This is a genomic window from Streptomyces sp. NPDC002754 (assembly GCF_053592315.1).
The window spans coordinates 83,993-109,638 of sequence record NZ_JBSFVM010000003.1 but is presented as its reverse complement, the minus strand read 5'-3'; the positions used below and the strand labels follow the sequence as shown (position 1 = coordinate 109,638).

Genomic DNA, 25,646 nt, shown 5'->3' with positions numbered 1-25,646 from the left:
GACCATACCTTTCGCCTCCGGCCGCCCGTCCAGACCCCGCCCGGCCCCTGACCAGGTCCCAGGAAACGTGCTACGGGATATTGACGCTGCTCCAGAAGAGCGTGGAGTGTTGTGTCATCCGAGGGCTCATCCGAGGACAAGGGGACTGCCATGCGCGTTGAGTTCCGGACCGCCCCGACGCACTATCGTCACTGGTCGCTGAAGGTCGACGAGGCCGTCGCCACGCTCACCATGGACGTGGCGGAACAGGGCGGCCTCGTTCCCGGCTACGAACTCAAGCTCAACTCCTACGACCTCGGCGTCGACATCGAGCTCTACGACGCCGTGCAGCGGCTGCGCTTCGAGCACCCCGAGGTGCGTGCGGTGGTGGTGACGAGCGGCAAGGAGAAGGTGTTCTGCGCCGGGGCGAACATCCGGATGCTGGCCGGATCGAGTCACGCGTGGAAGGTGAACTTCTGCAAGTTCACGAACGAGACGCGCGGCGCCATCGAGGACGCCTCCGCACACTCGGGCCAGACCTACCTGGCCGCCCTCAACGGCACGGCCTCGGGCGGCGGTTACGAGCTGGCGCTCGCCTGCGAGCGGATCCTGCTCGTCGACGACCGCTCGTCGGCCGTGTCCCTGCCCGAGCTGCCGCTGCTCGGGGTGCTGCCGGGTACGGGCGGTCTGACCCGGCTCGTCGACAAGCGGCATGTACGACGCGACCGCGCCGACTACTTCGCGACCAAGCCGGAGGGCGTGGGCGGGAAGCGGGCCGTGCGGTGGCGCCTGGTCGACGAGGCCGTGCCGCGCAGGGAGTGGGAGCACACCATCGCTGCCCGCGCGACCGAGGCCGCCGCCCACTCCGACCGCCCGGCCGGAGAGTCCCAGGGCGTCCGTCTCACCCCACTGGAGAAGAACCGCACCGAGGACCGGGTCGAGTACCGGTACGTGCACGCGGCCCTCGACCACGCCCGCCGCACCGTGGACATCACGCTCGACGGCCCGCGGGAGGACGCGCCGACCGACCTCGCCGCCCTGCACCGGCAGGGCGACGCCAGCTGGCCGCTCGCCCTGGCCCGCGAGCTCGACGACCTCGTCCTCGATCTGCGTACGAACGAACCGGAGTTGGGCACCTGGGTCCTACGAAGCCGGGGCGACGCCTCCCGCGTCCTCGACCACGACGCACTGCTGCACGCCCACCGCGACGACTGGCTCGCCCGTGAGATCACGCTCTATCTCAAGCGCACACTGAAGCGCCTCGACCTGAGCAGCCGCAGCCTCATCGCCCTGATCGAGCCCGGCAGTTGCTTCGCCGGGACGCTCCTGGAGACCGTGCTCGCGGCCGACCGTTCCTTCCAACTGGCCGGTGTCTTCGAGGAGATCGACCCGGACGCCGAACCCGCCGCACTCGTCGTCGGCCCGATGAACCTCGGCGCACTCGCCATGAGCAACGGGCTCAGCCGGCTCGAGACCCGTTTCCTCGGGGACGCTCCCGCGTTGGCCGCGGCGCAGGAGGCAGCGGGCCGACCGCTGGAAGCCGCGGAGGCCGAGCGGCTCGGCCTGGTCACCTTCGCCCCCGACGACATCGACTGGGACGAGGAGGTGCGGATCTCGCTGGAGGAGCGGGCCGGGTTCAGCCCGGACGCCCTCACGGGCCTTGAGGCCAATCTGCGCTTCGCGGGCCCCGAGACACTGGAAACCAAGATTTTCGGGCGCCTCACCGCCTGGCAGAACTGGATCTTCAACCGTCCCAACGCCTCGGGCCCGGAAGGGGCTCTGCGCAGGTACGGCACAGGACAGCGCGCCGAATTCGACCGGAAGCGGGTGTGACGATGGCGCTCACCGCCGACTACACGGACAAGATTCCCAACAACGTGGACCTGCACGAGGACCGCAGGCTCCAGCGGGCGCTGGAGTCCTGGCAGCCCAACTTCCTCACCTGGTGGGACTCCATGGGCCCCACGCTCCCTATGGACGACGTGTATCTGCGCACCGCGGTCGACGTCGGACGGGACGGCTGGGCGCAGTTCGGGCACGTAGCCATGCGCGACTACCGCTGGGGTGTGTTCCTCGCCGAGCCGAAACCCGACCGCCGTATCGCCTTCGGCGCACATCGTGGCGAGCCGGCCTGGCAGCAGGTGCCCGGCGAGTACCGGGCCGATCTGCAGCGCCTCATCGTCATCCAGGGTGATACCGAACCGGCCAGCGTCGAGCAGCAGCGCAATCTGGGTGCCACCGCGCCCAGCCTCTACGACCTGCGCAATCTCTTCCAGGTGAACGTGGAGGAGGGCCGGCACCTGTGGGCGATGGTGTATCTGCTGCACGCCTACTTCGGCCGGGAGGGTCGCGAGGAGGCCGAGCAGTTGCTGCACCGAAACTCCGGCAGCGACGAATCGCCGCGCATCCTGGGCGCGTTCAACGAGGAGACGCCCGACTGGCTGTCCTTCTTCATGTTCACGTACTTCACGGACCGCGACGGCAAGTACCAGCTGGGCACGCTCAAGGAGTCGGCCTTCGACCCGCTGTCGCGCACATGTGAGTTCATGCTGAAGGAAGAGGCACACCACATGTTCGTCGGCACCACCGGTATCGACCGGGTGGTGCTGCGTACGGCCGAGTTGATGCGCGAGCACGACACCGACGACGTGACGGCCTCCGGTGGCATCCCGCTCGACGTCGTCCAGAAGTACATCAACTTCCACTACTCGGTCTCGCTCGACCTGTTCGGCTCGGAGACGTCGACGAATGTGGCCAACTACTACACCACGGGCCTCAAGGGCCGCTGGGGCGAGGAGCGCCGCAAGGACGACCACACGCTGACCGATGACTCGTTCCTGGTCGACGCGCTGGTCGAGGGCGCGATCGGGCAGCGGGAGGTCGCGGCGCTCGTGGGCCTCAACACCGATCTGCGCCGCGAGTACATCCGCGACTGCCACAGCGGCCTGAACCGCTGGAACCGACTGCTGGACGAGGCGGGTATCGACCGGCGGCTGTATCTGCCGCACATCGCGTTCAACCGGCAGGTCGGCGCCTTCGCGGCGGTCGAGACGGCGCCCGACGGCACGGTCCTCAACCCCGACGCGTGGGAGGAGGGCAAGGGTGCCTGGCTGCCGACCGAGGTGGACAAGACGTACATCCGCTCGCTGATGCGGCCCGTGCACGAGCCCGGCCGGATCGCCTCCTGGATCTCCCCGCCACGTCAGGGCATCAACGGCAAGCCGTTCGACTACGCGTACGTGCACCTGACCTGAGGACGCCCGAAGCCGATGACCGGGGAGCCGACGATGAGCGAACCCTTCAACGCGTGCCGTTATCTGCTCGACCGCCGGCTCCACCACGGGGACGGCGCCCGCCCCGCCCTCACCGGCCCCGCGGGTGACCTCACCTACGCCGAACTGCACGACCGGGTGTGCCGCACGGCGGGCGGCCTGCGCGCGATCGGCCTGCGGCCCGAGCAGCGCGTGATGCTGTTCATGGCCGACTCCCCCGACTTCGTCACCGTCTTCCTCGCCGCACTGCGGGTCGGCGCGATACCGGTGCCGGTGTCGACGATGCTGCATGCGGGCGACCTCGCCGAGCTGCTGCGGGACGCGCGGACGACGTTCCTGGCCGTCGGTTCCGCGTACGCGGCGGTGGCCGACAAGGCGGTGCCGGACGCCCCGGAGCTGCGCGGGCTGCTCGCCGGGCCCGATGTCACGTTCACAGGCGACCTCCCGGTGCACCGGCTGCGGGAGTTGGCCGAGGCGGAGCCGGACACCGGTGTGTACGCCACCACGGCCGACTCCCCCGGCTTCTGGCTCTACACCTCCGGCACCACTGGCTCCCCCAAGGCCGCGATGCACCGGCACGGCGCCGTCGCCGAGGTCTGCGAGACGTACGCGACCCGGGTCCTCGGCATCCGCCCCGGTGACCGGTGTCTGTCGGCGGCCAAGGCGTTCTTCGCGTACGGCCTGGGCAACTCGTTGCTGTTCCCGCTCGCGGCGGGGGCGGCGACGGTGCTCGAACCGGAGCCTGTGCGCCCGGAGTTGCTGGCCTCGCGGGCCCGGGAGTTCGGCGCGACGCTGTTCTTCGCAGGCCCGACGTTCTTCGCCAACATGCTGCACGCCGATCTGCCCGGCGACGCGCTCGCCGGTGTCAGGCTCGCGGCCTCCGCGGGCGAGCCGCTGCCCGCCGCACTCCAGCACCGCTGGAGCGAACGCTTCGGCGTCGACATCATCGACGGCATCGGCATGACCGAGACACTGCACATCTTCCTGTCGAACGCGCCGGGAGCGATCCGGCCGGGCACGACGGGCCGCCCGGTGCCCGGCTACGAACTGCGCGTCCTCGACGAGGACGACCGCGAGACACCGACCGGCACACCGGGCACGCTGCATGTGCGCGGCCGCTCCGTCGCCACCGGCTACTGGTCGCGCTACGACGAGTCCCGCCAGGTGTTCCGCGGCGAGTGGCTGCGCACCGGAGACACCTACGTACGCGACGAGGACGGCTACTTCACGTGTCTCGGCCGCACCGGGGACATGCTCAAGGCCGGTGGCATCTGGGTGTCCCCCGCCGAGGTCGAGGCGCGGCTGCTGGAACACCCCGCCGTCGCCCAGGCCGCGGTCGTCGCGGCGACCGACACGGACGGCCTGGAGAAGCCGGTCGCGTACGTCGTCACATCACCCGGGCAGCAGCCCACCGCAGGGGAACTCATCGCGTACTGCCGCACCGGGCTGCCCTCGTTCAAACGGCCCCGGCACGTGCTGTTCACCGAGGCGCTGCCGACGACCGCCACCGGCAAGATCCGCCGCGTGGAGCTGCGGGCCCGCGCGGCCGACGACGTGACCGCTTCCCGAGAACAGCACGAGGAGACCTGATGCTGGACGGCCACCCGCTGATCGACGTCCACCTGCACCCGGCGCGCCTGTCCACGCTGAAACCCACGTACGAGGAGTGGACCCAGGGTGTCGCCGACCACGATCTCCTCGCCCGCATCTACGACGGCGACACGGTCGACCCGGAGGCGTTCCACCGCCATCTCGTCTCCGAGGGCGTCGACATCGCGCTGCTGCTGTCCGAGTACAGCCCGCGGGCGACCGGAATCCAGCCGATCGAGGACCTGCTGCCGATCACGGCCTACGACCCGTCGAGGACCAAGCCGATCGCCAACATCAACCCGCATCTGCACTACCCGATCGAGGAGGAGCTCCAGCGCCAGCTCGACCTGGGCGCGGTCGCCTGCAAGCTGCATCCCGTGCACGCGGGCATCGCCGCCAACGACCGGCGCCTCTACCCGGCGTACGAACTCTGCCAGTCGGCCGGCATCCCGCTGGTCGTGCACTGCGGCACGAGCACGTTCCCCGGCGCCCTCAACAAGTACGCCGACCCGCTGTTCCTGGACGATGTGCTGCGCGACTTCCGGCGCCTGGACGTGGCGCTCGCGCACGGCGGGCGCGGCTGGTGGTACGACGCGGCGGCCTTCATGGCGCTCTCGAACGAACGGGTCTGGATCGAGCTCTCCGGCCTCCCGCCGTCCCGCCTGCACACGTACTACGGCAAGCACGACTGGGCCCGCCTCACCCGCCGCATGATCTTCGGCACCGACTGGCCGGGCGTCCCGGGCATCGCGCGAAACGCCCGCGCGGTGGCGGCCCTGTGCCCGGACGAGACGACCACGGGCCTGGTCCTGGCGGGGAACGCGGCGCAGGTGTACCGGCTCAAGCCGGAGGGGTGAGCGGGGCGGTCAGCCGGTCCCACTCATCCTGCGCGGCCCCGTGCCAGCTCTCGTGCAGCTCGGTGAAGAGGTTCGCGGCGCGCACGCCGATCCAGTGCGGGGGCAGCAACTCCAGGGGCAACTGCGGGTCGAGGGCCGGGAAGCGGCGCCAGGCGTCGACGAGGCGGACCTGGGCCAGGAGCGTGTCCGCTCCGGGTTCGGAGCGCATCCCGGCGAAGGCGCGCACGAACTCGTCGTACTCCGTGGCCAGGTCGCCGAGCCGCCACGCCTGTTCCACCATGTCCCGCTCGGAGCCGATCCCCGCGAAGGGCCCGCAGAACGACGACACGTCCGGGCCGAGACCCAGCTCCTCCACAACCTGCTTGGCCTCCGCCTCGCGTGCGGTGTGCGGGCCCACCCACAGGCCCGGCGCGGGGCTGCCGAGACCCACCCACGTCAGCCGGGTGCGCAGCCGGTGGCGCAGTTCGCGCTTCGACTCCGGGACGCTGACGAGCAGCACCAGCCAGCGGCCGTCCCAGCTCGACCGCGCCCGCCCGAAGGAGTAGATGCGCTCCGCGCCCTCGCTCAGCAGCGTCCTGCCGTGCTCGGTCAGCGCCCAGCGCACCCGCCGCCCGGACCGCTCGGCGGTGACGATGCCGCTCGCCGACAGCCGGTTCAGCGCCTGGCGGGCCGCCTTCTCCTCGACACCGAGACCGTCCATCACGCGCAACAGCGTCGAGGTCCAGACGGGGGCGTCCCGTGGCAGCACGTACTCACCGAGCACGGTGAGCAGGAGGGAGCGCGCGCTCCCCGATCCGGTCGGCCTGGTCAATCCGGGCTCCTCCGCTGGGCGTTGTGCCAGAGTAGCCGAATCACGCTACGTTTCGTCGACGTAGCGCCACACCTACGTAGAGTGTGAGGACGCCTCAGCGGCGCTTGACGCCGACGCCCGCGAAATGGGTGACCTCGACATCCCCGTCGCCGTCCGCGTCCCCGTCTACGGGTTCGGGGCGCCACCGGGAGCAGGAGACGATGCCCGGAGGGAGGAGTTCGACGCCGCTGAAGACGCGCGCGAGGTCCTTGCGGTCGCGCAGTGTCATGGGAGCGGATCCCTGGCTGTTCCAGTGGTCGACCGCGGCCCGCATGGCCTCGCCGTCGACCTCGGTGGTGGGGTGCGAGACGACGAGGTGGCTGCCGGGCGGGACGGCGTCGAGGAGGCGGCGCACGATGTCGACCGCTTCCTCGGTGTCCATGACGAAGTTGAGGACGCCGAGCATGGTGATCGCGACCGGCTGTTCGAGGTCCAGGGTGGCCGCGGCGCCCCGCAGGATCGCCTCCGGGTCGCGCGCGTCCGCCTCGATGTAGTTCGTGGCCCCCTCAGGCGTACTGGTGAGGAGGGCTTGGGCGTGGTGGAGGACGACCGGGTCCTTGTCGACGTAGACGATCCGGCAGCTCGGGTCGACGCCCTGCGCGACCTCGTGGGTGTTGTTCGCGACGGGCAGGCCGGTGCCGATGTCCAGGAACTGCCGGATGCCCGCCTCGGCTGCCAAGTAGCGCACCGCGCGGGCCAGGAAACGCCGGTCGGCGACGGCCGAGCGGGGCAGCTCCGGCACGAAGGAGAGGATCTGCCCGCCGACCTCGGCGTCGACGGCGTAGTGGTCATTGCCGCCCAGCCAGTAGTTCCAGATCCGGGCGGAGTGGGAGACACCCGTCCGCAGCGGGTCGGCGGCGGGATCGCGGGGTGCGGACTCGGACATGACGGCAGGCTCCTTTGAACATGCGCATTGGGACGAGGAACAACCTGGGCGCGGCCGATCAACTGCGTTGCCGCTTACCTAGGTTGCTCCCTCCTCACGCGTCCCCGATGTTCAGCGCCGCCCCTTGAGCCTCTCCACGCCCGCGACACCGACCGCGGCGAGGCCGATCTGCATGGCGAGTTCGATCCAGTCGACGCCGTCGGTCTCGGCGACATCGAAGGCGCCGGCGAGACCGGTTCCGACGAGTGCCGCGGCGATGCCGACCAGGAGCGTCCAAAGGATGCCGATGCGTTGACGGCCTGGAATGGCCAGCCGTCCCAGCACGCCGATCACGACGCCGATGACGATCGCGGTGAAGATGCCGGAGATCTCCATGCCTGTCTGCCTCCTTGATCCGACACTTCGACGTTTCGACACAGCTGTCGAATGTCGATTCACGTGTTCCCCGGCATGAGGGACGCAGTCCCCCCGGCGACGGTTGAGCGTCACGCCGCAGCGCTCAGGCGGCCGCCTGCGGGTGGGTGAGCCGGGCCAGCAGGTCGTCGAGGGCGACGAGGCCGGTCAGCCGGCCGGTGTCGTCGCGGACGACGGCCAACGAGGCCCGGCGGAGGCGGAGTTGCTCGATGGCCTGGCCGACCGTGTCGGAGGCGAGCAACTCCGGTACCGGGCGCGCGAGTTCACCCGCGGTGGTGGCCCGCCCCCGGCTGCGGGCGATCAGGGCGTCGCGCGCGTGCACGGAGCCGACGACCCTGTCCCCGGCCCGTACGAGGAGGCGGCTGCGGTCGCGGGCCGACGCCGTGGCGAGGATCGCGTCGAGGTCCGCGTCCGCCGGGACGGAGGTGATCCGCGCGGCGGGGGTCTGGAGGTCGCCGACGGGGGTGAGGGGTTCGACCAGCGAGCTGGTGATCAGCTCCGAGTCGTCCTTGCTGATCAGGCCGAGCCGCTCGGACTCCGCGACGAGGTGCGTGAGTTGCTCCCGGTTGTGGACCTCGGCGAGTTCGTCGCGCGGGGTGACACGGCACATCCGTACCAGCGCATTGCTGACCTTGTTGAGGACCCGGATCAGCGGGCGGACCGCCTTGACCACGGCACGGAACGGCGGGGCAAGGAGCATCGCCGAGCGTTCGGGGTGGGCGATGGCCCAGGACTTGGGTGCCATCTCGCCGACGATCATGTGCAGGAACACCACGACGATCATCGCGAAGGCGAAGGAGACGCCGTAACTGAGGCCGCTGGGCAGGCCCCAACTGTGCAGCAGCGGGTCCAGCTCGTGCGAGATGGCAGGTTTGGAGATCGAACCGAGACCCAACGTGCAGATAGTGATGCCCAGTTGGGCGCCGGCGAGCATCAGCGACAGTTCGCGCATGCCGGCGAGCGCCGCCTTGGCGCCGCGGGCGCCGGACGCGACCGCCTGCTCCATGCGGTGCCGCTTGGCGGCGACCAGCGCGAACTCGGCGGCTACGAAGAATCCGCTGCCGATCAACAGCAGGACCGTGATGAAGAGGGCCATGGGGAAGCTCATGGGCGCGGCTCCTCCTCGATGTCCGCGGTGGCGGGTTCGCGGGTCAGGTGGACGAGTTCGGGTACGTGGCGGTCGAGGGTGCGGACGTCGATGACTGCGTGCTCGCCGTCGTCGCCCAGGCCGATCGTGACGCGATCGCCGATGGCCGGAAAGCGGCCGAGCCGGTCCACGATCAGGCCTGCCACGGTGTCGTAGCCCTCGTCCTCGGGCAGCTCGACTCCGGTGGCCTCGGCGATCTCGTCGATGCGGCGGCCCGCGTCGATCACCCAGCCGGTTCCGTCCGGGTCCTGGACCGCCAGCTGTGTCTCGCGGTCGGTCTCGTCCGCGATGTCGCCAACGAGTTCCTCGGCGATGTCCTCGTACGTGACGACACCCGCGACGCCGCCGTGCTCGTCGAGGACGACCGCGAACTCGTCGTCGGCCTCGCGCATCCGGTCGACGGCTGCGGGGAGCTGAAGTGTGTCCGGCAGCAGGAGGGGGCGGCGGGCCGCGGTCCCGGCCGGGGTGTTCGCGTACGCGGACTGCTGGAGCCGCATCAGTTCGCGCACGCCGAGGACGCCGGTGACGTCGTCGGGGTGGTCCCCCATGACCGGGTAGTTGGAGTGGCCGTGCTTGGCGATCAGCTCGATCGCGTCGGCGGCCGTGGCCTCCTTGCGGACGAAGATCGCGTCGGCGCGCGGCACCATCACCTGGTCCAGGGTCCGCTCGTTGAACTCCAGGGCGTGGTCGAGGAGGGTGGCGGTCTCGCGGGGCAGCTCGCCCTGCTGGTGGGATTCGCCGATGAGGTGGCTGAGTTCCTCCAGGGTGGCGCCGTGGTGCAGTTCCTCGACAGGTTCGATGCCGACCTTGCGCAGCAGCTTGTTCGCGGCGCTGTCGAAGAGGTGCACGAGGGGGCCGACGACCTTCAGGTAGCCGAGGGTGGAGCCGGCGAGGGACTTGGCCAGGCGTTCGGGGACGGCGAGGGCGAGGTTCTTCGGGGCCAGCTCGCCCAACACCATCTGGACGACGGTGGCCACGACGAACGCGAGGACCACCGAGATGCCGGTCACCGCGGCGTCCGGCAGGCCGATGCCGTTCAGTACCGGGCGCAGCAGGGTCGAGACGGACGGTTCGGCGAGGAAGCCGACGACCAGGCCGGTGACCGTGATGCCGAGCTGGGCACCGGACAGCATGAAGGACAGCCGCCCGAGGACCTTGAGGGCCTTGGCCGCCCTCTTGTCGCCCGCGTCGGCGTCACGGGCGAGCGCGAGCCGGTCCGCCGCGACGTACGCGAATTCCTGGGCCACGAAGTAGCCGGTCCCCGCGGTCAGCACAAGGACCGCGAGGAGGCCGAGCACGGCACTCAGCATGTGCCACCACCTCGCCGCGTGCCGTGCTCACCGATCAAGGGACGGGGTGGTCGGGGACTGTGCCCCGCTGGGTCCGTCGGTCTGGCGGACAACGGGCTACTCCTTCGCACTTTACTTGCTCTCTGCCTTCATGACGACAACGCACGGCCCGGCGCCGCCGTTCCCGACCACTCTCCGTCGGGCCTGTACGCGTCGCCACCGCGCCTGCCGTCGGGCCTTCGGACCTCCGGGGGCGAACAGGGATGATGGACTGGCCCTCACACCCAGCCACCAGGAGGAGCCGGTGACGACGTCCCGCCACAGCACCCCACGACGCGCCCAGGGCGAGCTGGAGGCACAGGTCCTGGCCGCGCTGCGCACGGCCGAGGATCCGGTGAGCGCCGGGTGGGTGCGCGACCGGATGGGCGGCGACCTCGCGTACACCACGGTGGTGACGATCCTGGCGCGGCTCCAGGCCAAGGACGCGGTCACCCGGCGGCGCGAGGGGCGCTCGTTCGTGTGGACGCCCGTGGCCGACGAGGCCGGGCTCGCCGCGTTCAAGATGCGCAAGGTGCTGGACGGCGAGGTGGACCGGGAGGCCGTCCTGGCCAGCTTCGTCACCTCACTGCCCGAGGGCGACGAGCGGCTGCTGCGGGATCTGCTGCGGCGCGCGGAGGGAACCACCGGGGACGAGGGGACGGCGGCGGGCGACGAGAAAGGCGCGGACTGAGCCGTGGGCATCTTCGTCTTCCTGCCCCTCGTGCTGCCGCTGACGGCCTGGCCGGTGGCCCGGCTCGCCGCGCACCGGCTGCATCCGCGCACCGCGACCCGGCTCCTTACCTGCGTGGCCGCCGTGATGGCGGTGTGCAGCACGGTGTGCCTGGCCCTGCTGATGGTGGTCGGCACCGCACAGTTGCCGGGCAACCCGCTGCCGGACGGCTGGTCGGATCCCGAGGTACGGGCCGCCGTGCCGCAGGACGAGATCGTGGGCAAGGCGGCCATCCCGGCGCTACTCTCCGTCGTCGCCGCCTGCGCCCGCACGCTCTGGCGCCACTTCGCGGTGCGCCGCCGCGCCCATGCCGCGCTCGCCGGACTGCCCGCCGCGCAGGTCGCGGTGCTGCCCGACACACAGGCGTACGCGTACGCGCTGCCCGGCGGGGGTCGGGGCACCAGCGGCGGTACCGGTCGCGGCCCCGGTCCCAGTCCCAGTCCCGGTCACACGCACGGTCGCGGCCCCGGTCTCGGTCTCGGTCTCGGCCTTGGTCTCGGTGGCGGTCACGCTCACGGTCACGGTCGCGGCCACGCGCACGGTCGCGGTCCCAGTAGCGATCACGCCCACGGCCGGATCGTCGTCAGCACCGCGTTGCTCGACCGGCTCGCGCCCGCGGAGCGGCGGGCCCTGTTCGCTCACGAGCGGGCCCATTTGACGGCCCGCCACCACCGGCTGCTGCTGACCGTGCGCCTCGCCGCCCGCGCCAACCCCTTTCTGCGCCCGCTGAGTTCGGCCGTCGCGTACACGGCCGAGCGGTGGGCCGACGAGGAGGCGGCCGCGCAGGTCGGCGACCGCAAGGTGGTCGCCCGCGCCATCGGCAAGGCGGCCCTGTCCTCGGGCGGGGCGCGCGAACCGCTCTTCGCGGCGTTCGCCGCTCCAGGCCCGCTGCCCCGCCGCGTCGCCGCGCTGCTCGCGCCGCCGCCCGGCGAGCAGGGCCGGGCCACGGCGTTCACGCCCGTGGGGCTCGCCACGTGGACGGCGGGCTTCGGCACAGCGGCCTCCGCCATGTCGTCCGCCAACTCCGCGCTCACCCTGGCGGCGACGCTGCACGCGGCGACCCCGCTCTGACGGGCCCATCGACCCAATACAGGCCCTAGAGGTCGAACTCGGTCGGGGCCAGGCCGAGCATCTGGCACGCCTCGCGCACGACGCCCCGCTCGGTCTGGTCGAAGTCGCCGTCCGCGCCGCCGATGACGATGCCGATCTGGATCACGGCGCGCGCCTCGGCCTCCTTCTTCTTCGCCTTGGCGACCTCCTGCAACACGCTGACCTTGCCGAAGTCGAAGTCGGCCGTCAGCTTGTCGAGGTTCGTCTCGAAGCGCTTCTGGAGGTCCGTGGCGTCGAAGTTCTGCAACACCTCATTGCTCATGATCAGCTGCGCGACGCGGCGGCGCTCCGAGGCGTCAATGGTGCCGTCGGCCGCGGCCACCAGTGCGCACATCGCCATGGAGGCGTCCCGGAAGGCCCCGGACTTCAGGTCGCTCTTCTTCGCCACCAACTGCGTCTGCATCGTCGACGCGGAATCCTTGATGCGGTCCCACAGGGCCACGGGTACTCCTCAGGTTGTGATCTCGTGCCGCGCTATTCACGTGCCCGAACATCTGCAGCACTGCCTTCATCAGCACTCACTTCTACAGCACTGTAGAAACTGGCGAAGGTCCGGGAAAGTTCCGCCTCACGGATATACTTCTACACTCCTGTAGAACATCTCCTACGCCCACAAGGGAGTTCACGCCTCGATGGTGTTCAAACGACTGCTCGGCTCGCTCGGCGTGGGCGGGCCCACCGTCGACACAGTGCTGCCCGACTGGACCACCGCCCCCGGCGGCACCGTCTCCGGCCGGGTCCATCTCCAGGGCGGCAGCGGCGACTTCGAGATCGAGCACATCACCCTGGAGCTCGTCGCCCGGGCCGAGGCGGAGCATGACGAGGGCGAGGGCCACGGCACCGTGGTGTTCGACCGGTTCGTGGTCGGCGGCGGCTTCCGGCTCGTCGCGGGCGCCGAGCACAGCGTCCCGTTCACGGTGACGCTGCCGTGGGAGACGCCGATCACCGAGCTGAACGGGCAACCGCTCGGCATCGCGCTCGGCGTGCGCACCGAACTCTCCGTCGCCGGCGCCAAGGACAAGGGCGACCTCGACCAGCTCGCCGTCGGCCCCCTCCCCGTACAGGAGGCGATCCTCGAGGCGTTCGGGCAGCTCGGCTTCGGCTTCACGTCGGCGGACCTGGAGTACGGACACATCGGCGGCACCGGCCAGCAACTCCCCTTCTACCAGGAGATCGAGCTGGCGCCCTCGCCGCGGTACGCGCACGCCATCAAGGAGATCGAGCTGACCTTCCTCGCCACGCCGGGCGGCACGGAGGTGGTCCTGGAGGCCGACAAGCGCGGCGGCCCCTTCTCCGGCGGCCACGACGCGCTCACCCGCTTCACCGTGGCGCACGACGAGGTCGGACGCCTGGACTGGAACGCGGTCGTCGACGGCTGGGTACGGCAGTTGGTCGAGCACCACTCGGCCTACGACACCCATGCCTCGTACGGGCACGACGGCGGACACCGCTCCGGGCCCGGCCTGGGCACGGCGGTGGCGGTCGGCGCCGCGGGGCTCGCGGTGGGTGTGGTCGGCGGCATGGTGGCCGCCGAAATCGTCGACGAGGTCGGGGACTTCTTCGAGGACGAGGACGAGGGCGACGACGAAGGTGGCGAGGACTGACCATGTTCGGACTCAGCGAGATCGCCATCGTCCTGATCGTGATCGCCGTCGTGATCGGCGTGAAGAAACTGCCGGAACTGACCCGCAGCGCGGGCAAGTCGGCCCGCATCCTCAAGGCCGAGGCGAAGGCCCTGAAGGAGCAGGACGACCCGGCGCACGACCAGCCCCGGACGCCGCCCCAGGTCATCCAGGGCGAGACGGTGACTCCGCCCCCGCGGGAGCCGGGGCAGGAGTCACCGAAGGCGTAGGCACGTAGGCCCATGCCTCAGGGTGTCGTTTGCAGCTTCTCGAAGAAGAACTCGTGCTTCAGGTACGACGTGTCGTACTCGTGGCCCGGATGCGGCGGGAGCAGCTGCGCGGCCTGGAAGAGGCGCCAGCCGTCGAGGAGGGCTTCGAGGCCCGTCTCGTACGGCGGGTCGTCGCTGTCGCCAGTGGTGTGGTCGGTGGTCCCGGTGCCGTCGTAGCGGGCCCAGCCGACCACCTTGGCGTCGAGCGCCGAGTTGGCGAGGTAGAGGACGAGTACCTGCTGTCTCATGCGTGGCTCCCGATAGTGGGACGGTTGGAGACCCGGGTCACCCAGTGGTCGAGGTCGAAGGTGTCGTCGCCGGTCAGCGCGCGCCACAGCCGGATCCGGTTGTGGATCTCCAGGCGTCCGGTGGCGGGCTCGTACCAGGGGAAGACGTGGCGGAGCTCGTCGCCGACGGCCGGGTCGTCGAGGTCGGTGGTGTCCCACAGGCGCACCTGCGGCACGGTCGGGTTGAACCGGATCTTGAACATGTAGCGCCGGATGTGACTGTCGTTGCGGCGCCCGCCGTGCCAGATGCCGTGGTGCATGAGGAGGACGGTGCCGGCATCGCAGGTCAGCCGGTTCTGACCGCGCAGATTCTGGTAGCGGCCGGTGTCGGTCTCGTTGGTGTGCCGCAGGTGGCTGCCCGGAACGCTGAGCGTGCCACCCATGTCGAGCGTCACATCCTGCGGGTAGTACATGAGTTGGACGTCGAAGGCGTCCGGCCGCACGTCGATGATGGCGTCCCCGTGCAAGGGCTGGGCGGTGCCGTCCTTGGCCTCGCGCACATGCACGGCGTGATGGTCGACGGTCGGATCCGGACCCACCAGACTCTTCAACGCCCCTGCCACGGCAGGCAGGTCGAGGAGGTGGCGGGCGAAGGAGTCGTCCGGGTAAGCCTTCGGGACGGGCGTGCCGTACGGCGCGGCCGGAATCCCGGCGTCGAAGACATCGACGGCCTGGTCGTTCAATTCCTTCGGGACGACCGCGTCGAGGCGCAGTGATCCGTGGGCGACGAAGCGCGCCATCTGTACGGAGCTCAGCAACTGCTCACTGGTTGGCATGAGGCAAACGTAGGCAGCCGATGGCCGTTCGTCGTGGGCTGTATCAGGCCTCTACTGGTATTTTCCCGGCATGATCGAGAGCGTCGCGTTGCCGTTGGACCAGCCGCCCGAGGTGGTCAGCGCGGGCGTCGGCGTGCACGGCGGGCAGGCGCTGAGCGAGTCCTTCCGGCTGCCCGACCTGTGGCAACTGCACCTCTACAGTTACGCGGGCGAGCTGACGGTCGATGCCCACCGGCACCCCATCCGGCCGGGACACATCAGCCTGATCCGGCCGGACACCGAGGCCCATTTCCGGTACGCGTCACGGCGCAGCGAGCACCTGTACGCGCACTTCCGGCTGCCGGGACGGGATCCGCAGGGGCTGCGCCGGGTGCCGGTGATGCAGGACGCGGGCGCGCAGGCGGCGCTGCTCGGAACGCTGCTGGGGAGCGCCGTGGCGGCGATGCCGCTGGCGCGGGCCCGGGCCGCCGCCGAGGTGTGGACGGTGCTGTGGCACACCACCCAACTGGGCACGCCCGAGCGGACCGGCCAACCCCACCCGGCGCTTGCGGCGGCGATGGAGCACATCGAGCGGTCCCTCGCGACTGCGCTGACGGTCCCGGGGATCGCCGCCGCGGCGGGCGTCTCCCCCGGCCATCTGACCCGGCTGTTCCGCGCCGACACGGGAGACACCGTGGTGGCGTGGATCCGCCGGCGCCGGATGGAGCGTGCCCGGCACCTGCTGCAGTCCTCGACCCTCGCGATCACCGCGGTCGCGGCCACGGTGGGCATCCCGGACCTCCAGGCGTTCAACAAGACGTGCCGCCGGGAACTGGGCGCGTCACCGCGGGAGGTGCGGGGGCGGCGCCGAGCGGGGTAAGGCCGGGGCTCTGCCCCATACCCCGCGCCTCAATCGCCGGCGGGGCTTGAATTCTCGACGCGTTCGCGGGCAGGCCGCAGCATGGCCACCACAGGGCGTCCGGTGACGAGTCGGCCGTCCTCGACGAAGCCCTCCTCACGTCCCGTCAGCGCCTGGATCAGGTGTCCGCGCCAGGTGTGCAGCAGGTCCTCCGCAGCCAGATCGGCCACCAGGTTGTGCTGTTCGTGCGGATCGGCGGCGAGGTCGAAGAGCTGCTCGTGGCCGTCGCCCGACATCCACAGGAACTTGGTGCGTCCGTCGGTCACCCACTGCAGGGACTGCCCGAGGAGCACGTGCTCACCATGCAGCAACGGCCGCCAGACATCGGGCTGTTCGCCGCGCAGCAGCGGTACGAGGCTGCGTCCGTCGCACGTGTCGGGGACCGGGAGCCCCGCCAGGTCGAGCAGGGTCGGCATGATGTCGCGGAGCTCGACCACCTCGTCGGCGACGTTCCCGGCCGCGTACCCGTCCGGCAGTCCGCCGAAGAGCAGGGGGACGCGGGCCGCACCCTCGTAGCCGAAGCCCTTGCGGAACAGGTGGTGTTCACCGAGCATCTCGCCGTGGTCCGAGGTGAACGCGATGACCGTGTCGTCGCGCAGGCCGAAGTCCTCCAGGGCCATCCGGATCCGGTGGATCTGGAGGTCGATGTGGGCCATGTGCCCGTAGTAGCCGGCCCTCGCGCGATGCAGCGTCCGGGCATCCATGCTCGCCACGAAGGCTTCGTGGTCACCGTCCTTGCGGTGTCCGGCGAAGTCGTCCGTCCAGTCACCCACCACGGGTTCGTACGGCGGGAGTTGGAGGTATTCGTCGAAGGCCCAGGCGGGCGGGTCGTACGGCGGGTGCGGCCGGTGGAAGGACAGGTAGAGGAAGAACGGCCGAGAGGGGTCGCGGCGGTAGAGCCATTCGGTGGTCTGCGTGGCGACCCAGTTCGTCGGGTGCAGATGTTCCGCCCTGTCCCAGGGGCGGGCGACGACGGAGTTGCAGCCCGCCCCGTGGTCGCTGTACTCGGCGTCGGGACTCACGCCCGGCTGGCGGCGCAGCCACGGCACGTAGTCGTCGAAGAAGGCGAAGTTGCGGCGCCCCTCACGGCGGGCGTGGTGCAGGAACCCGTCATGCAGGACGACGTCATCGAACCCGGCGCGTGCCCGTTCGGGCCACACGTGCATCTTGCCGATGGCCTGCGTCTGGTATCCGCCGCGCCGCAACTCGCCCGCGAGGGTGACCGGGTGGGCGGTCTCGAACGGCACCCCCTCGACGTATCCGACGCGGCCGTGGCGCTCCTGGGACTGGCCTGTGAACAGGGCGGCGCGGGCCGGGATGCAGGTGGGCGTTGCGGAATAGGCGGACGTGAAATGCGTTCCGGAGGCGGCGAGTTGGTCAAGGTGCGGGGTGCGTACGTGGGGGTGTCCCGCGGCGGAGAGGCAGTCGCCGCGCCACTGGTCAACACAGATGAGGACGATGTTCGGTGCGGACACGGGCGTCGCCTTTCTCGGTGTTCTCAGGGGTTCGCCCCGGTACGCGCCGCGACTTTAGCCCTTGAGATCGACGCGGCGGAAGACCGCGATCACTGCCGCCCACCGAACTCCCAGTTGTGCACCTCGATGTCGGCGTACCGGCCGGGCGTGAGGACCCCGCGAGCCGTGGCCACGTCCGGCGCCCGGAGCAGCGCTGCCGTACCCAGCCAGACGGTGCCGTCGTCGGACAACAGCGGTCCGCATGCGATGAGTTCGTCCCGGTCGCAGGTCACGCCCGGCTCGTCGGCCGGCACGTCGACGGTGGCGGGGGCCGCGCCGAGGCCGAGCACGAGGTAGCGGTTGCCGCCGGTCCGGCCGCCGGGGAAGTCCCACATGGTGCGCCCCAGCACATTGCGCCAGCGCCGCAGGAGCACGTCCCGGTAGGCGCCCGCCTGGTAGCCGGGCTCGTCGAAGGCGAACGCGCGGGCCGCCGCGGCGTCCGGCAGGTCGACGATGTGCACGCTTCCGGTGAGTGTCTCGCCGTCGTCCGCGAACGTCGGCCCGCGGGCGATCATCCCCTTCGCGAACCGGTCCATGTAGGACCAGTGCTCCTGCACCATTTCATGACGCAACGTCAGGGAGCCTTTGCGGTCCCGGTGGTAGCAGAGGAATTCCATGCCGCCAGTTTCTCGCATCGGACGATGTCGACGTACGCCCGCGCGCGTCGCCGCACCACGCCTCGTAGTCCACGGTGCCCCGCTCGCCCTCTGCGTGTATCTCACAGCGCGTGTGCGCGAGGCCCTCCGCGCGCAGCCGGGTGGAAAGCCCGTGCCGGTCGAGCAGTTGCACGGTCCGCCGTTCCAGGAACCCGGCCCGCGACCGCGCCGGCAACTGCTCCCGCGTGAACTTGTCGACCACCACACAGTCGATCCCGCGACGCCGCAACAACACACCGAGCGTCAGCCCGGCGGGACCCGCTCCGACGACCACCACACTCGTGCCGACCGTACGCACCAGTCTCACTCCCTCTACGAGGCCGGGAGGGGGGAGACCGGCCCCGTCCACGGACGTTACGGGAGTGATCGGCGCAGGTGAGAGGCAGGTCCGCTCGCCGTCCGTGGCCCGGATCACACCGGGCCGGGGCCCGCTCGCGGAATGCGCGCAGGAGGTGACGCGGTTGCCACCGAAGATCGCCGTTTGTGCAGCGCCGCACAGCCGACCGGTACCGATGACCCGTACGCCCGTAATCGCGTATGTCCGTACTTTTGAGGAGCACCCCGTGGCCGACCCCACGTCCCGCGCCGCCGAGATACTCTCCCGCCCCATCACGCTGAACGGCCTGACCGTGCCGAACCGCATCGCGATGGCTCCGATGACCCGCATGTTCTCGCCGGACGGCATCCCCGGTGAGGATGTGCGCTCGTACTACGCGCGCCGGGCCGCCGCGGGCGTCGGCCTGATCATCACCGAGGGCACCTACGTGGGTCACGACTCGGCCGGTGACAGCGACCGGGTGCCGCGCTTCCACGGCGAGGAGCAGCTGGCCGGCTGGGCGAAGGTCGCCGAGGACGTGCACGCGGCGGGCGGCACGATCGTTCCGCAGCTGTGGCACATCGGCATGGTGCGCAAGGCGGGGCAGCCGCCCTTCGCGGACGCCGAGCCCGTCGGCCCCTCCGGGATCCGCGTGGACGGCACCGAGGGCGAGGGCCGGGCCATGACCCGGGGTGACCTGGACGATGTCATCGGCGCCTTCGCGCAGGCCGCCGCGGACGCGGAGCGGATCGGTCTCGACGGCGTCGAGGTGCACGGCGCGCACGGCTATCTGCTGGACCAGTTCCTGTGGTCGGGCACCAACCGTCGTGACGACGCCTACGGCGGCGACGCCGTGGCCCGTACGAAGTTCGCCGCCGAGGTCGTGGCCGCGATCCGCGAGCGGGTGTCCGCCGAGTTCCCGATCATCTTCCGCTACTCGCAGTGGAAGCAGGAGGCGTACCGCGCGCGGCTCGCCGAGACCCCCGAGGAGCTGGAGGCCGTCCTCGCCCCGCTGTCGGCGGCCGGTGTCGATGTCTTCCACGCCTCCACCCGCCGCTACTGGCGCCCGGAGTTCGACGGCTCCGACCTGAACCTGGCGGGCTGGACCAAGAAGCTCACCGGCAAGCCGACCATCACCGTCGGCTCCGTCGGTCTCGACGGCGACTTCCTCCGCGGCTTCGCGGGCGAGGGCTCCCCCCTCAAGGGCATCGACGACCTGCTCGACAGCCTGGAGCGCGACGAGTTCGACATGGTCGCGGTCGGCCGCGCCCTGCTCCAGGACCCGCAGTGGGCGGCGAAGGTCCTCGCCGGACGCCTCGACGAGCTGAAGCCGTACGACGCGGCGGCGCTCAAGACGCTGAGCTAGGGCGTGTTTCGAAAGTAGCGTCGTCCGCCCGGAGGGCGGGCCTCGCGGGGTCTGGTGCGTGCGATCGCAAGGCGCCGGAATGGTCTCGTAGCGGAGCTACTAGGGCATTTCGGCAACGCCGCGAGCGTGCGTGCCAGACCCCGCGAGGCAGACGGGACTTTCGAAACCCGCCCTAGACCGGAGCCTGAAGACAGGGGCGTTCGCCCTCCCGCCGCACGGCCGGAGGGCGGACGCCCCTTCGTCATACGCGGAGTCATACACAGAGGGAGAGCCCGCGCAAAGGTGAGCAACTTCTTGCAACTGCCTGGCCGGAAGTGCATGGTATCGATCATCGTCGCGTTGAATCGGCCGACGGCCGCGAACAGGGAGGGTACGACGGTGAGTCCAAGCAGGGCGGTGTGCGACTGCATCGATCCGCTGGCGGAGGTGCGTGCCACCGGCGACCCCGAGCACGACGTGTTCCTCACGGGAACCGTCTTCATGGACCTGGTCTTCACCGGGCTCGACGGCGCCCCGCGCATCGGCACCGAGAACTGGGCCCGCGGCATGGGCTCCAGCCCCGGCGGCATCGCCAACATGGCGACCGCGCTCGCCCGCCTGGGCCTGCGCACGACGCTGGCAGCCACGTTCGGCACCGATCTGTACGGCGACTACTGCTGGGAGTCGCTGGCCGATGTCGAGCGCGTCGACCTCACCCACTCGCAGCGCCTCCCCGGCTGGCACTCGCCGCTCACCGTCTCCATGGCGTACGACGGCGAGCGCACCATGGTCACGCACGAGCACCCGGCGCCCCCGCTGGAGCACACCGTGCCGCGCGCCCGCGCCGGAGTGGCCTCGCTCGAACCCGACCGCGAGGACGCCTGGTTGCGGCAGGCGCACGACCAGGGCGCCCGGATCTTCGCCGATGTCGGCTGGGACGAGTCGGGCCGCTGGGACACCGCGACACTGACCGGACTCCCGTACGCCCACGCCTTCCTGCCCAACGCCACCGAGGCGCTGCACTACACGCGCACCGACACCCCGCAGGACGCGGTGGCCAGGCTGGCCGACCTCGTGCCGATCGCCGTGGTCACCAAGGGCCCCGAGGGCGCGGTCGCCGTCGACTCGCTCACCGGGGAGCACGCCGACGTACCGGGCCTGCGCGTGGAGGCGCTCGATCCGACCGGCGCGGGCGACGTGTTCATGGCCGGGTTCGTGACCGGCACCCTCGCCGGGTGGCCGCTCGCCGACCGCCTGGCCTTCGCCAACCTCACAGCCGCCCTGTCCGTGCAGCACTTCGGCGGTTCGCTGTCGGCTCCGGGCTGGGTGGAAGTGGCCGCCTGGTGGGGCGAGTTGACCGTACGAGCCAAGGCGGGCGACGCCGCCGCCTCAGAACTGGCCCGCCACTACGGCTTCCTGCACGACCTCGTCCCCGCCCGCCTGCACGAGGTGGCCCGCCGCCGGGCCACGCCGACCCTGGGCTTCCGCGCCGCGTAGGAGACACCACCATGAGCTCAAGATTCACGCGCAGGTCGGTGCTCGCGGCCACCCTCGCCGTCGGCGCCGCGGGCTGCACACCGGGCACCGACGGTTCGGGCGCCGTGACCGGCAGCGCCGCGCCGGGCGGCGGCAACGGCATACCCGACCCCGCAAAGGCCGGGAACGTGACGCTGCACGTGTGGGACCAGGAGACCCGCGGCGGCACCAACGCCGAGATCGAACAGCTCAACAAGGAGTTCCAGCGGAAGTACCCGAACGTCACGATCAAGCGGGTCTCGCGGAGCTTCGACGACCTCAAGACGACGCTCAAGCTGGCCCTGTCCGGCAACAACCCGCCCGATGTCGTGCAGGCCAACCAGGGCTACCCGGACATGGTGGCGTTCGTCGAGGCGGGCCTGCTCACACCGCTCGACAACTACGCAGGCATCTACGAGTGGAACACCCGCTACCCGGCGACGCTCCTCAACCTCAACCGGGTCTCCGTGGCGGAGCCGGGCACGTCCCGCCGCTTCGGCACCGGCCGTCTGTACGGGATCTCGCAGACCGGCGAGTTCGTGGGTCTCTACTACAACAAGAAGGTCCTGAAGGCGGCCGACCTCCAACCTCCGCGCACCTGGCCGGAGTTCGTCGACGGCCTCGCGAAGCTCAAGAAGGCGGGCGAGCTCCCGATCCAGTTCGGCAACCTCGACAAGTGGCCCGCGATCCACACCTTCGGCATGCTCCAGGACCAGCAGGGCGCCGAGCGGGCCCGCGACACCGTCCTCGGGACCGGCGACGGCTTCACCGGCTCCCGTACGACGAAGGCGGCCACCACGCTGACCGACTGGCTGGACCGCGGCTATCTCCCCAAGGACGCCAACGGGCTCGGCTACGACGACGCCAACAAGAAGTTCATGGCCGGGCAGGGCGCGTACACGATCACCGGTACGTGGATGCTGGCCGACCTGAAGAAGAAGCTCGGCGACGACCTCGGCGTCATGCCCCCGCCACCGCCCACCGAGGGCGGCAAGCCGGTCACCACGGGCGGCCAGGGCCTGGCCTGGTCGGTCACCGCGCGCTCCGCGCACCCCGACGTCGCGGCCGCGTACCTGGACTTCATCACCAGCGAGCACGCGGCGGACGTGATGACGGAGAACGGCGTGCTGCCGGCGGTCCCCGGAAAGGCGGCCGCCGCCCTCGACCCGGAGTCACCGGACAGTCAAATGGTCGACGGATGGCGCCAGTTGACGTCGGCGGACGGCCTGGTCCCGTACCTGGACTACGCGACGCCCACGTTCTACGACACGAGCTCCGCGGCCCTCCAGGACCTCATCGCGGGCAAGACCTCACCGCGGGACTTCGCGCGCAAACTCCAGGCCGACTACGCGCCGTTCATCAACAAACAGCGTGGCAAGGGCAGTTCGGGAGCGTCGGGCTCGTGACCAAAAGTGTTCATGCGTCGAACCGGGCTCCCGGCGAACCCCGCTCCATCGGCTACCTGTACGTCCTGCCCGCGCTGGCGGTCTACGGCCTGTTCCTCCTCTACCCCTTCGGCCAGGCGGTCGGCCTGTCCTTCCTGCACTGGGACGGACTGACCCGGGCCACGTCGGCGGGCCTGGACAACTACTCGGCACTCTTCACGGACCCGACCCTGCGCGCCCCGTTCGGCCACGCGCTGGTACTGCTGCTGTTCTACGCGGCGCTGCCGGTGGCCATCGGCCTGCTGCTGGCGGCGACGATGTCCCGGATCCGGGTCCGCGGACTGACCTTCTTCCGTACGGTGCTGTTCCTGCCGCAGGTCCTGGCCATGGTGGTCGTCGGTGTGGCCTGGCGCTCGATCCTGGCGCCCGACGGGCTGCTCAACGACGTGCTGCGGGGCGTCGGCCTCGACAGCCTGGCCCGCCCGTGGCTGGGCGACGACACATGGGCGCTGCCCGCCGTGGGCGTCGTCGGCACCTGGGTCATGACCGGCCTGTGCATGGTCCTCTTCCTCGCCGGAGCGCAGCGCATCCCGCGCGAGCTGTACGAGGCTGCGCGGCTCGACGGGGCGGGCGCGGTGCGGGAGTTCTTCGCGGTGACGCTGCCCGCTCTGCGGGGCGAGATCTCGGTCGCCCTGACCCTCACGATCATCGCGGGCCTGCGCAACTTCGACCTCATCTACATCACCACGGGCGGCGGCCCCGGCAACGCCACCTCCGTTCCGGCCTACGAGGTCTACCACCGCGCCTTCGAGCTGAACGAGGTCGGTTCGGCGGCCGCCATCGGCGTGGCACTCACCGTGCTCATCTTCGCCCTGACCGTCACGGTCTCCCGTCTCGTCGAAGGGCGCCGCACATGACCTCCCGCATCGAACGCACGGCCACGTACGCGATCCTGGCGCTCTTCGCGGCCCTGGCGCTGACCCCGGTCGTCGGCATCCTCTCCACCGCGTTCTCCTCCCCCGACGCGGTGGGCGGCGGCTTCACACTGCCGGACACCGTCCACTGGTCCAACTTCCAACAGGCGTGGCAGCGCGCCCACTTCGGCACGTACCTCGGCAACTCGCTCCTGGTGACACTGGCGGTGGTCACGGCGGCCACCGTCCTGTCCATCCTGGCCGCGTACGCCTTCGGCACGATGCGCTTCCCCGGTTCGACGCTCCTCTTCTACCTGTTCGTCCTCGGCCTCACGCTCCCCCAGGAAGCGCTGGTCGTCCCGCTCTACTTCGACCTGCGGTACTTCCACCTCACGGACACCTACTGGGCGCTGATCCTGCCCCAGACCGCGCAGTCCCTGGCGTTCGGTGTGTTCTGGATGCGGACGTACTTCAGGAACAGCACCCGCTCGGTCATCGAGGCGGCACGCGTCGACGGCGCGGGATCGTGGACCACGCTGTGGCGCATCCTCGTCCCGATGGGCCGCCCGGCCATCACCACGCTCATCGTGATCACGTTCATGTGGACGTGGAACGAGTTCCTGATGGCCCTGGTCATGATCAGCGACGAGTCCCTGCGCACGGTCCCCCTGGGCCTGGCCTTCTTCCAGGGCCAGCAGAGCGCGGACACGACACTGCTGGCGGCGGCGTCGGTGCTGATCGCCCTGCCGGTGGTGGTCGTGTACGTGGCCTTGCAGCGGAAGTTCATCGAGGGGATGTTGAGCGGGGCGGTGAAGGAGTAGGGGGCGCCGTGTCGCACACGCTCGACCTCGAGGCGATCCTGCGGCTCATCGACGAGCTGGCCGAGTCCGACGCGAACCTGGACGTTCTCGTGGACCGCACCGCCTGCGCCCTCGGGCGCGCCGTGGGATTCCGTACCGTGCAGGGCGAGGTCTGGACGGCGGCTCCCCATGGGCCTCCGCCCGACCAGGCCGTTCCCGGTCGGCCGGTGACGCGCGAGTTGCCCGGCACCGGGCAGGTCTGGGTCGACGCCGACGGCCTGTCGCTGACCGGTGCCGAGACCGCGCTGCTGCTGCGTCGGCTCGGGATCGCGGCGAAGGTCGCCCTGCTGGGGCGGGGTCCGGCGGCCAATCCCGTAGACGAAGGCGTCGCGCTCCGGTCCGTTGTCGATGCCGACGTGGACGCGGCGGAGCGGGCCCGTACGTGGCTGCGGTTCGGGATCGGCGAAACGTCCGTCGTGACGGTGTTCGCGCTGACAGGGGCGGCCGGGGCCTTCGTCGACGGGCTGCGGGGCCTGACGCCCGTCGTGCTCCACGCCACCGTCGGCGCCGCCGAGTTGGTGGTTGCGAAGGAGCTCGACCCCGGCGACGTTCCCGGTGTGCCGGTCGGGGCCCGCGCGGCGTACGCCGGGCCCTGCGCCGCCGCGGACGCGCCACAGGCATGGCAATTGGCAAGGACCGCGCTGCGGTTCGCCCGCCCCAGCACGCGGGCGCGTGGACCGTACGCGGTGGAGGAGGCGATGCTCGTCGACGCGGCGGGGCTCGGCGGGTACGCGCTGCTCGCCGAGACGTTGAGCGCCGAGCAGATCGCCCCGGTAGCCGATGTGCGGCAGCTCGGCCGGCTGGCCGAGGACCACGGGGACGACATGCTGGTCTGCCTCGAAGCGGTCGCCGCCACCGACTCCGTGCGCAAGGCCGCCCGCCTGCTGCACCGGCACCACAACTCGGTCGCGTACCGGGTCGAACGCGCCCAGCGCTACCTCGGGTTCAGCTTCACCGAACCGTACGGCCGCACCCGGCTCTTCCTGGCCCTGGTGCTGCGGCGGCTTCAGGAGTCCGGGGACCTCTTTCGGGCCGATGGCACGGCAGGCGGGACAGATGGCGCGTCAACCGAGCCACCTGCCCAATGACGTGCCTCGCACGCGCTGGTGATGCTGCTGATGATCGG

The 25,646-nt window shown here is 70.7% G+C and carries 26 protein-coding genes; 15 read left to right on the top strand and 11 right to left on the bottom strand.

Annotated elements, in window-relative coordinates; translation table 11 throughout:
- Positions 1 to 150 precede the first annotated feature (150 nt).
- Genes boxC through ACWD2L_RS10265 form a run of 4 tightly spaced genes read left to right on the top strand, consistent with a single transcriptional unit; the run spans position 151 to position 5,698 of the window.
- Positions 151 to 1,812, top strand: coding sequence for a 2,3-epoxybenzoyl-CoA dihydrolase (gene boxC / locus ACWD2L_RS10280; RefSeq protein ID WP_451188446.1), 1,662 nt, complete (start codon positions 151 to 153; stop codon positions 1,810 to 1,812).
- Positions 1,813 to 1,814: 2 nt separating this feature from the next.
- Positions 1,815 to 3,233 (top strand): benzoyl-CoA 2,3-epoxidase subunit BoxB, encoded by a 1,419-nt coding sequence (gene boxB / locus ACWD2L_RS10275; protein ID WP_451188443.1) that lies wholly within the window; start codon positions 1,815 to 1,817, stop codon positions 3,231 to 3,233.
- A 33-nt stretch (positions 3,234 to 3,266) separates the two neighbouring features.
- Positions 3,267 to 4,841: a benzoate-CoA ligase family protein gene (locus ACWD2L_RS10270; RefSeq protein WP_451188440.1), complete on the top strand. Its 1,575-nt coding sequence runs from the start codon at positions 3,267 to 3,269 to the stop codon at positions 4,839 to 4,841.
- Positions 4,841 to 5,698 (top strand): amidohydrolase family protein, encoded by an 858-nt coding sequence (locus tag ACWD2L_RS10265; RefSeq protein WP_451188437.1) that lies wholly within the window; start codon positions 4,841 to 4,843, stop codon positions 5,696 to 5,698. The genes ACWD2L_RS10270 and ACWD2L_RS10265 overlap by 1 nt, the downstream gene beginning before the upstream one ends.
- On the opposite strand, the gene ACWD2L_RS10260 is transcribed toward ACWD2L_RS10265, so the two are convergent.
- From ACWD2L_RS10260 to ACWD2L_RS10240, 5 genes are all read right to left on the bottom strand, one after another.
- Positions 5,682 to 6,509, bottom strand: a complete 828-nt coding sequence (locus tag ACWD2L_RS10260; RefSeq protein ID WP_451188435.1) for a PaaX family transcriptional regulator — start codon at positions 6,507 to 6,509, stop codon at positions 5,682 to 5,684. The genes ACWD2L_RS10265 and ACWD2L_RS10260 overlap by 17 nt on opposite strands.
- Positions 6,510 to 6,603: 94 nt before the next feature.
- On the bottom strand, positions 6,604 to 7,434 hold the full coding sequence (locus ACWD2L_RS10255) for an SAM-dependent methyltransferase (RefSeq protein WP_451188432.1): 831 nt from the start codon (positions 7,432 to 7,434) through the stop codon (positions 6,604 to 6,606).
- 111 nt (positions 7,435 to 7,545) lie between these two features.
- Positions 7,546 to 7,809: a GlsB/YeaQ/YmgE family stress response membrane protein gene (locus ACWD2L_RS10250; RefSeq protein WP_451188430.1), complete on the bottom strand. Its 264-nt coding sequence runs from the start codon at positions 7,807 to 7,809 to the stop codon at positions 7,546 to 7,548.
- Between the two features lie 124 nt (positions 7,810 to 7,933).
- On the bottom strand, positions 7,934 to 8,956 hold the full coding sequence (locus ACWD2L_RS10245) for a hemolysin family protein (RefSeq protein WP_451188427.1): 1,023 nt from the start codon (positions 8,954 to 8,956) through the stop codon (positions 7,934 to 7,936).
- Positions 8,953 to 10,302 (bottom strand): hemolysin family protein, encoded by a 1,350-nt coding sequence (locus ACWD2L_RS10240; protein ID WP_451189375.1) that lies wholly within the window; start codon positions 10,300 to 10,302, stop codon positions 8,953 to 8,955. Before ACWD2L_RS10240 ends, ACWD2L_RS10245 begins: the two co-directional genes overlap by 4 nt.
- Before the next feature lie 286 nt (positions 10,303 to 10,588).
- Here ACWD2L_RS10240 and ACWD2L_RS10235 point away from each other — a divergent pair, with 286 nt between their 5' ends.
- Together ACWD2L_RS10235 and ACWD2L_RS10230 are read left to right on the top strand one after the other, a co-directional pair.
- Positions 10,589 to 11,014, top strand: coding sequence for a BlaI/MecI/CopY family transcriptional regulator (locus tag ACWD2L_RS10235; RefSeq protein ID WP_451188424.1), 426 nt, complete (start codon positions 10,589 to 10,591; stop codon positions 11,012 to 11,014).
- A 3-nt stretch (positions 11,015 to 11,017) separates the two neighbouring features.
- A complete protein-coding gene (locus ACWD2L_RS10230) occupies positions 11,018 to 12,124 on the top strand; it encodes a M56 family metallopeptidase (RefSeq protein ID WP_451188421.1) in 1,107 nt (368 codons plus the stop codon).
- Between the two features lie 25 nt (positions 12,125 to 12,149).
- Here the strand turns inward: ACWD2L_RS10230 and ACWD2L_RS10225 are convergent, their stop codons facing one another.
- A complete protein-coding gene (locus ACWD2L_RS10225; protein WP_451188418.1) occupies positions 12,150 to 12,605 on the bottom strand; it encodes a tellurite resistance TerB family protein in 456 nt (151 codons plus the stop codon).
- Between the two features lie 190 nt (positions 12,606 to 12,795).
- Here ACWD2L_RS10225 and ACWD2L_RS10220 point away from each other — a divergent pair, with 190 nt between their 5' ends.
- Positions 12,796 to 13,767, top strand: coding sequence for a sporulation protein (locus ACWD2L_RS10220; RefSeq protein WP_451188415.1), 972 nt, complete (start codon positions 12,796 to 12,798; stop codon positions 13,765 to 13,767).
- A 2-nt stretch (positions 13,768 to 13,769) separates the two neighbouring features.
- A complete protein-coding gene (locus ACWD2L_RS10215; protein WP_451188412.1) occupies positions 13,770 to 14,015 on the top strand; it encodes a twin-arginine translocase TatA/TatE family subunit in 246 nt (81 codons plus the stop codon).
- Between the two features lie 17 nt (positions 14,016 to 14,032).
- Here the strand turns inward: ACWD2L_RS10215 and ACWD2L_RS10210 are convergent, their stop codons facing one another.
- The gene (locus tag ACWD2L_RS10210) at positions 14,033 to 14,302 is read right to left on the bottom strand and encodes a hypothetical protein (RefSeq protein WP_451188409.1); all 270 of its coding nucleotides are present in this window, start codon (positions 14,300 to 14,302) and stop codon (positions 14,033 to 14,035) included.
- Positions 14,299 to 15,117, bottom strand: coding sequence for a phytanoyl-CoA dioxygenase family protein (locus ACWD2L_RS10205; RefSeq protein ID WP_451188406.1), 819 nt, complete (start codon positions 15,115 to 15,117; stop codon positions 14,299 to 14,301). Before ACWD2L_RS10205 ends, ACWD2L_RS10210 begins: the two co-directional genes overlap by 4 nt.
- A gap of 70 nt (positions 15,118 to 15,187) precedes the next feature.
- Here ACWD2L_RS10205 and ACWD2L_RS10200 point away from each other — a divergent pair, with 70 nt between their 5' ends.
- On the top strand, positions 15,188 to 15,976 hold the full coding sequence (locus tag ACWD2L_RS10200; RefSeq protein ID WP_451188403.1) for a helix-turn-helix domain-containing protein: 789 nt from the start codon (positions 15,188 to 15,190) through the stop codon (positions 15,974 to 15,976).
- 29 nt (positions 15,977 to 16,005) lie between these two features.
- Here the strand turns inward: ACWD2L_RS10200 and ACWD2L_RS10195 are convergent, their stop codons facing one another.
- The 3 genes from ACWD2L_RS10195 to ACWD2L_RS10185 all read right to left on the bottom strand — a co-directional run bounded on the left by ACWD2L_RS10195 (position 16,006) and on the right by ACWD2L_RS10185 (position 18,795).
- Positions 16,006 to 17,490: an arylsulfatase gene (locus tag ACWD2L_RS10195; RefSeq protein ID WP_451188400.1), complete on the bottom strand. Its 1,485-nt coding sequence runs from the start codon at positions 17,488 to 17,490 to the stop codon at positions 16,006 to 16,008.
- An 89-nt stretch (positions 17,491 to 17,579) separates the two neighbouring features.
- A complete protein-coding gene (locus tag ACWD2L_RS10190) occupies positions 17,580 to 18,146 on the bottom strand; it encodes a YciI family protein (protein ID WP_451188397.1) in 567 nt (188 codons plus the stop codon).
- Positions 18,091 to 18,795, bottom strand: coding sequence for an FAD-dependent monooxygenase (locus tag ACWD2L_RS10185; protein ID WP_451188394.1), 705 nt, complete (start codon positions 18,793 to 18,795; stop codon positions 18,091 to 18,093). The genes ACWD2L_RS10190 and ACWD2L_RS10185 overlap by 56 nt, the downstream gene beginning before the upstream one ends.
- Here ACWD2L_RS10185 and ACWD2L_RS10180 point away from each other — a divergent pair.
- The 6 genes from ACWD2L_RS10180 (at position 18,698) to ACWD2L_RS10155 (ending at position 25,608) form a co-directional block, all read left to right on the top strand.
- Positions 18,698 to 19,867 carry an NADH:flavin oxidoreductase gene (locus tag ACWD2L_RS10180; protein ID WP_451188392.1) on the top strand — a complete coding sequence of 390 codons (1,170 nt, stop codon included), beginning with the start codon at positions 18,698 to 18,700 and terminating at the stop codon, positions 19,865 to 19,867. The genes ACWD2L_RS10185 and ACWD2L_RS10180 overlap by 98 nt on opposite strands.
- A 378-nt stretch (positions 19,868 to 20,245) precedes the next feature.
- Positions 20,246 to 21,343, top strand: coding sequence for a carbohydrate kinase family protein (locus ACWD2L_RS10175; RefSeq protein WP_451188389.1), 1,098 nt, complete (start codon positions 20,246 to 20,248; stop codon positions 21,341 to 21,343).
- Between the two features lie 11 nt (positions 21,344 to 21,354).
- Complete coding sequence (locus tag ACWD2L_RS10170; RefSeq protein WP_451188387.1) at positions 21,355 to 22,767, top strand: extracellular solute-binding protein; 1,413 nt, start codon at positions 21,355 to 21,357, stop codon at positions 22,765 to 22,767.
- A complete protein-coding gene (locus tag ACWD2L_RS10165; RefSeq protein WP_451188384.1) occupies positions 22,764 to 23,663 on the top strand; it encodes a carbohydrate ABC transporter permease in 900 nt (299 codons plus the stop codon). Before ACWD2L_RS10170 ends, ACWD2L_RS10165 begins: the two co-directional genes overlap by 4 nt.
- Complete coding sequence (locus ACWD2L_RS10160; protein ID WP_451188382.1) at positions 23,660 to 24,481, top strand: carbohydrate ABC transporter permease; 822 nt, start codon at positions 23,660 to 23,662, stop codon at positions 24,479 to 24,481. The genes ACWD2L_RS10165 and ACWD2L_RS10160 overlap by 4 nt, the downstream gene beginning before the upstream one ends.
- 8 nt (positions 24,482 to 24,489) lie before the next feature.
- The gene (locus ACWD2L_RS10155; RefSeq protein WP_451188379.1) at positions 24,490 to 25,608 is read left to right on the top strand and encodes a helix-turn-helix domain-containing protein; all 1,119 of its coding nucleotides are present in this window, start codon (positions 24,490 to 24,492) and stop codon (positions 25,606 to 25,608) included.
- Positions 25,609 to 25,646 lie beyond the last annotated feature (38 nt).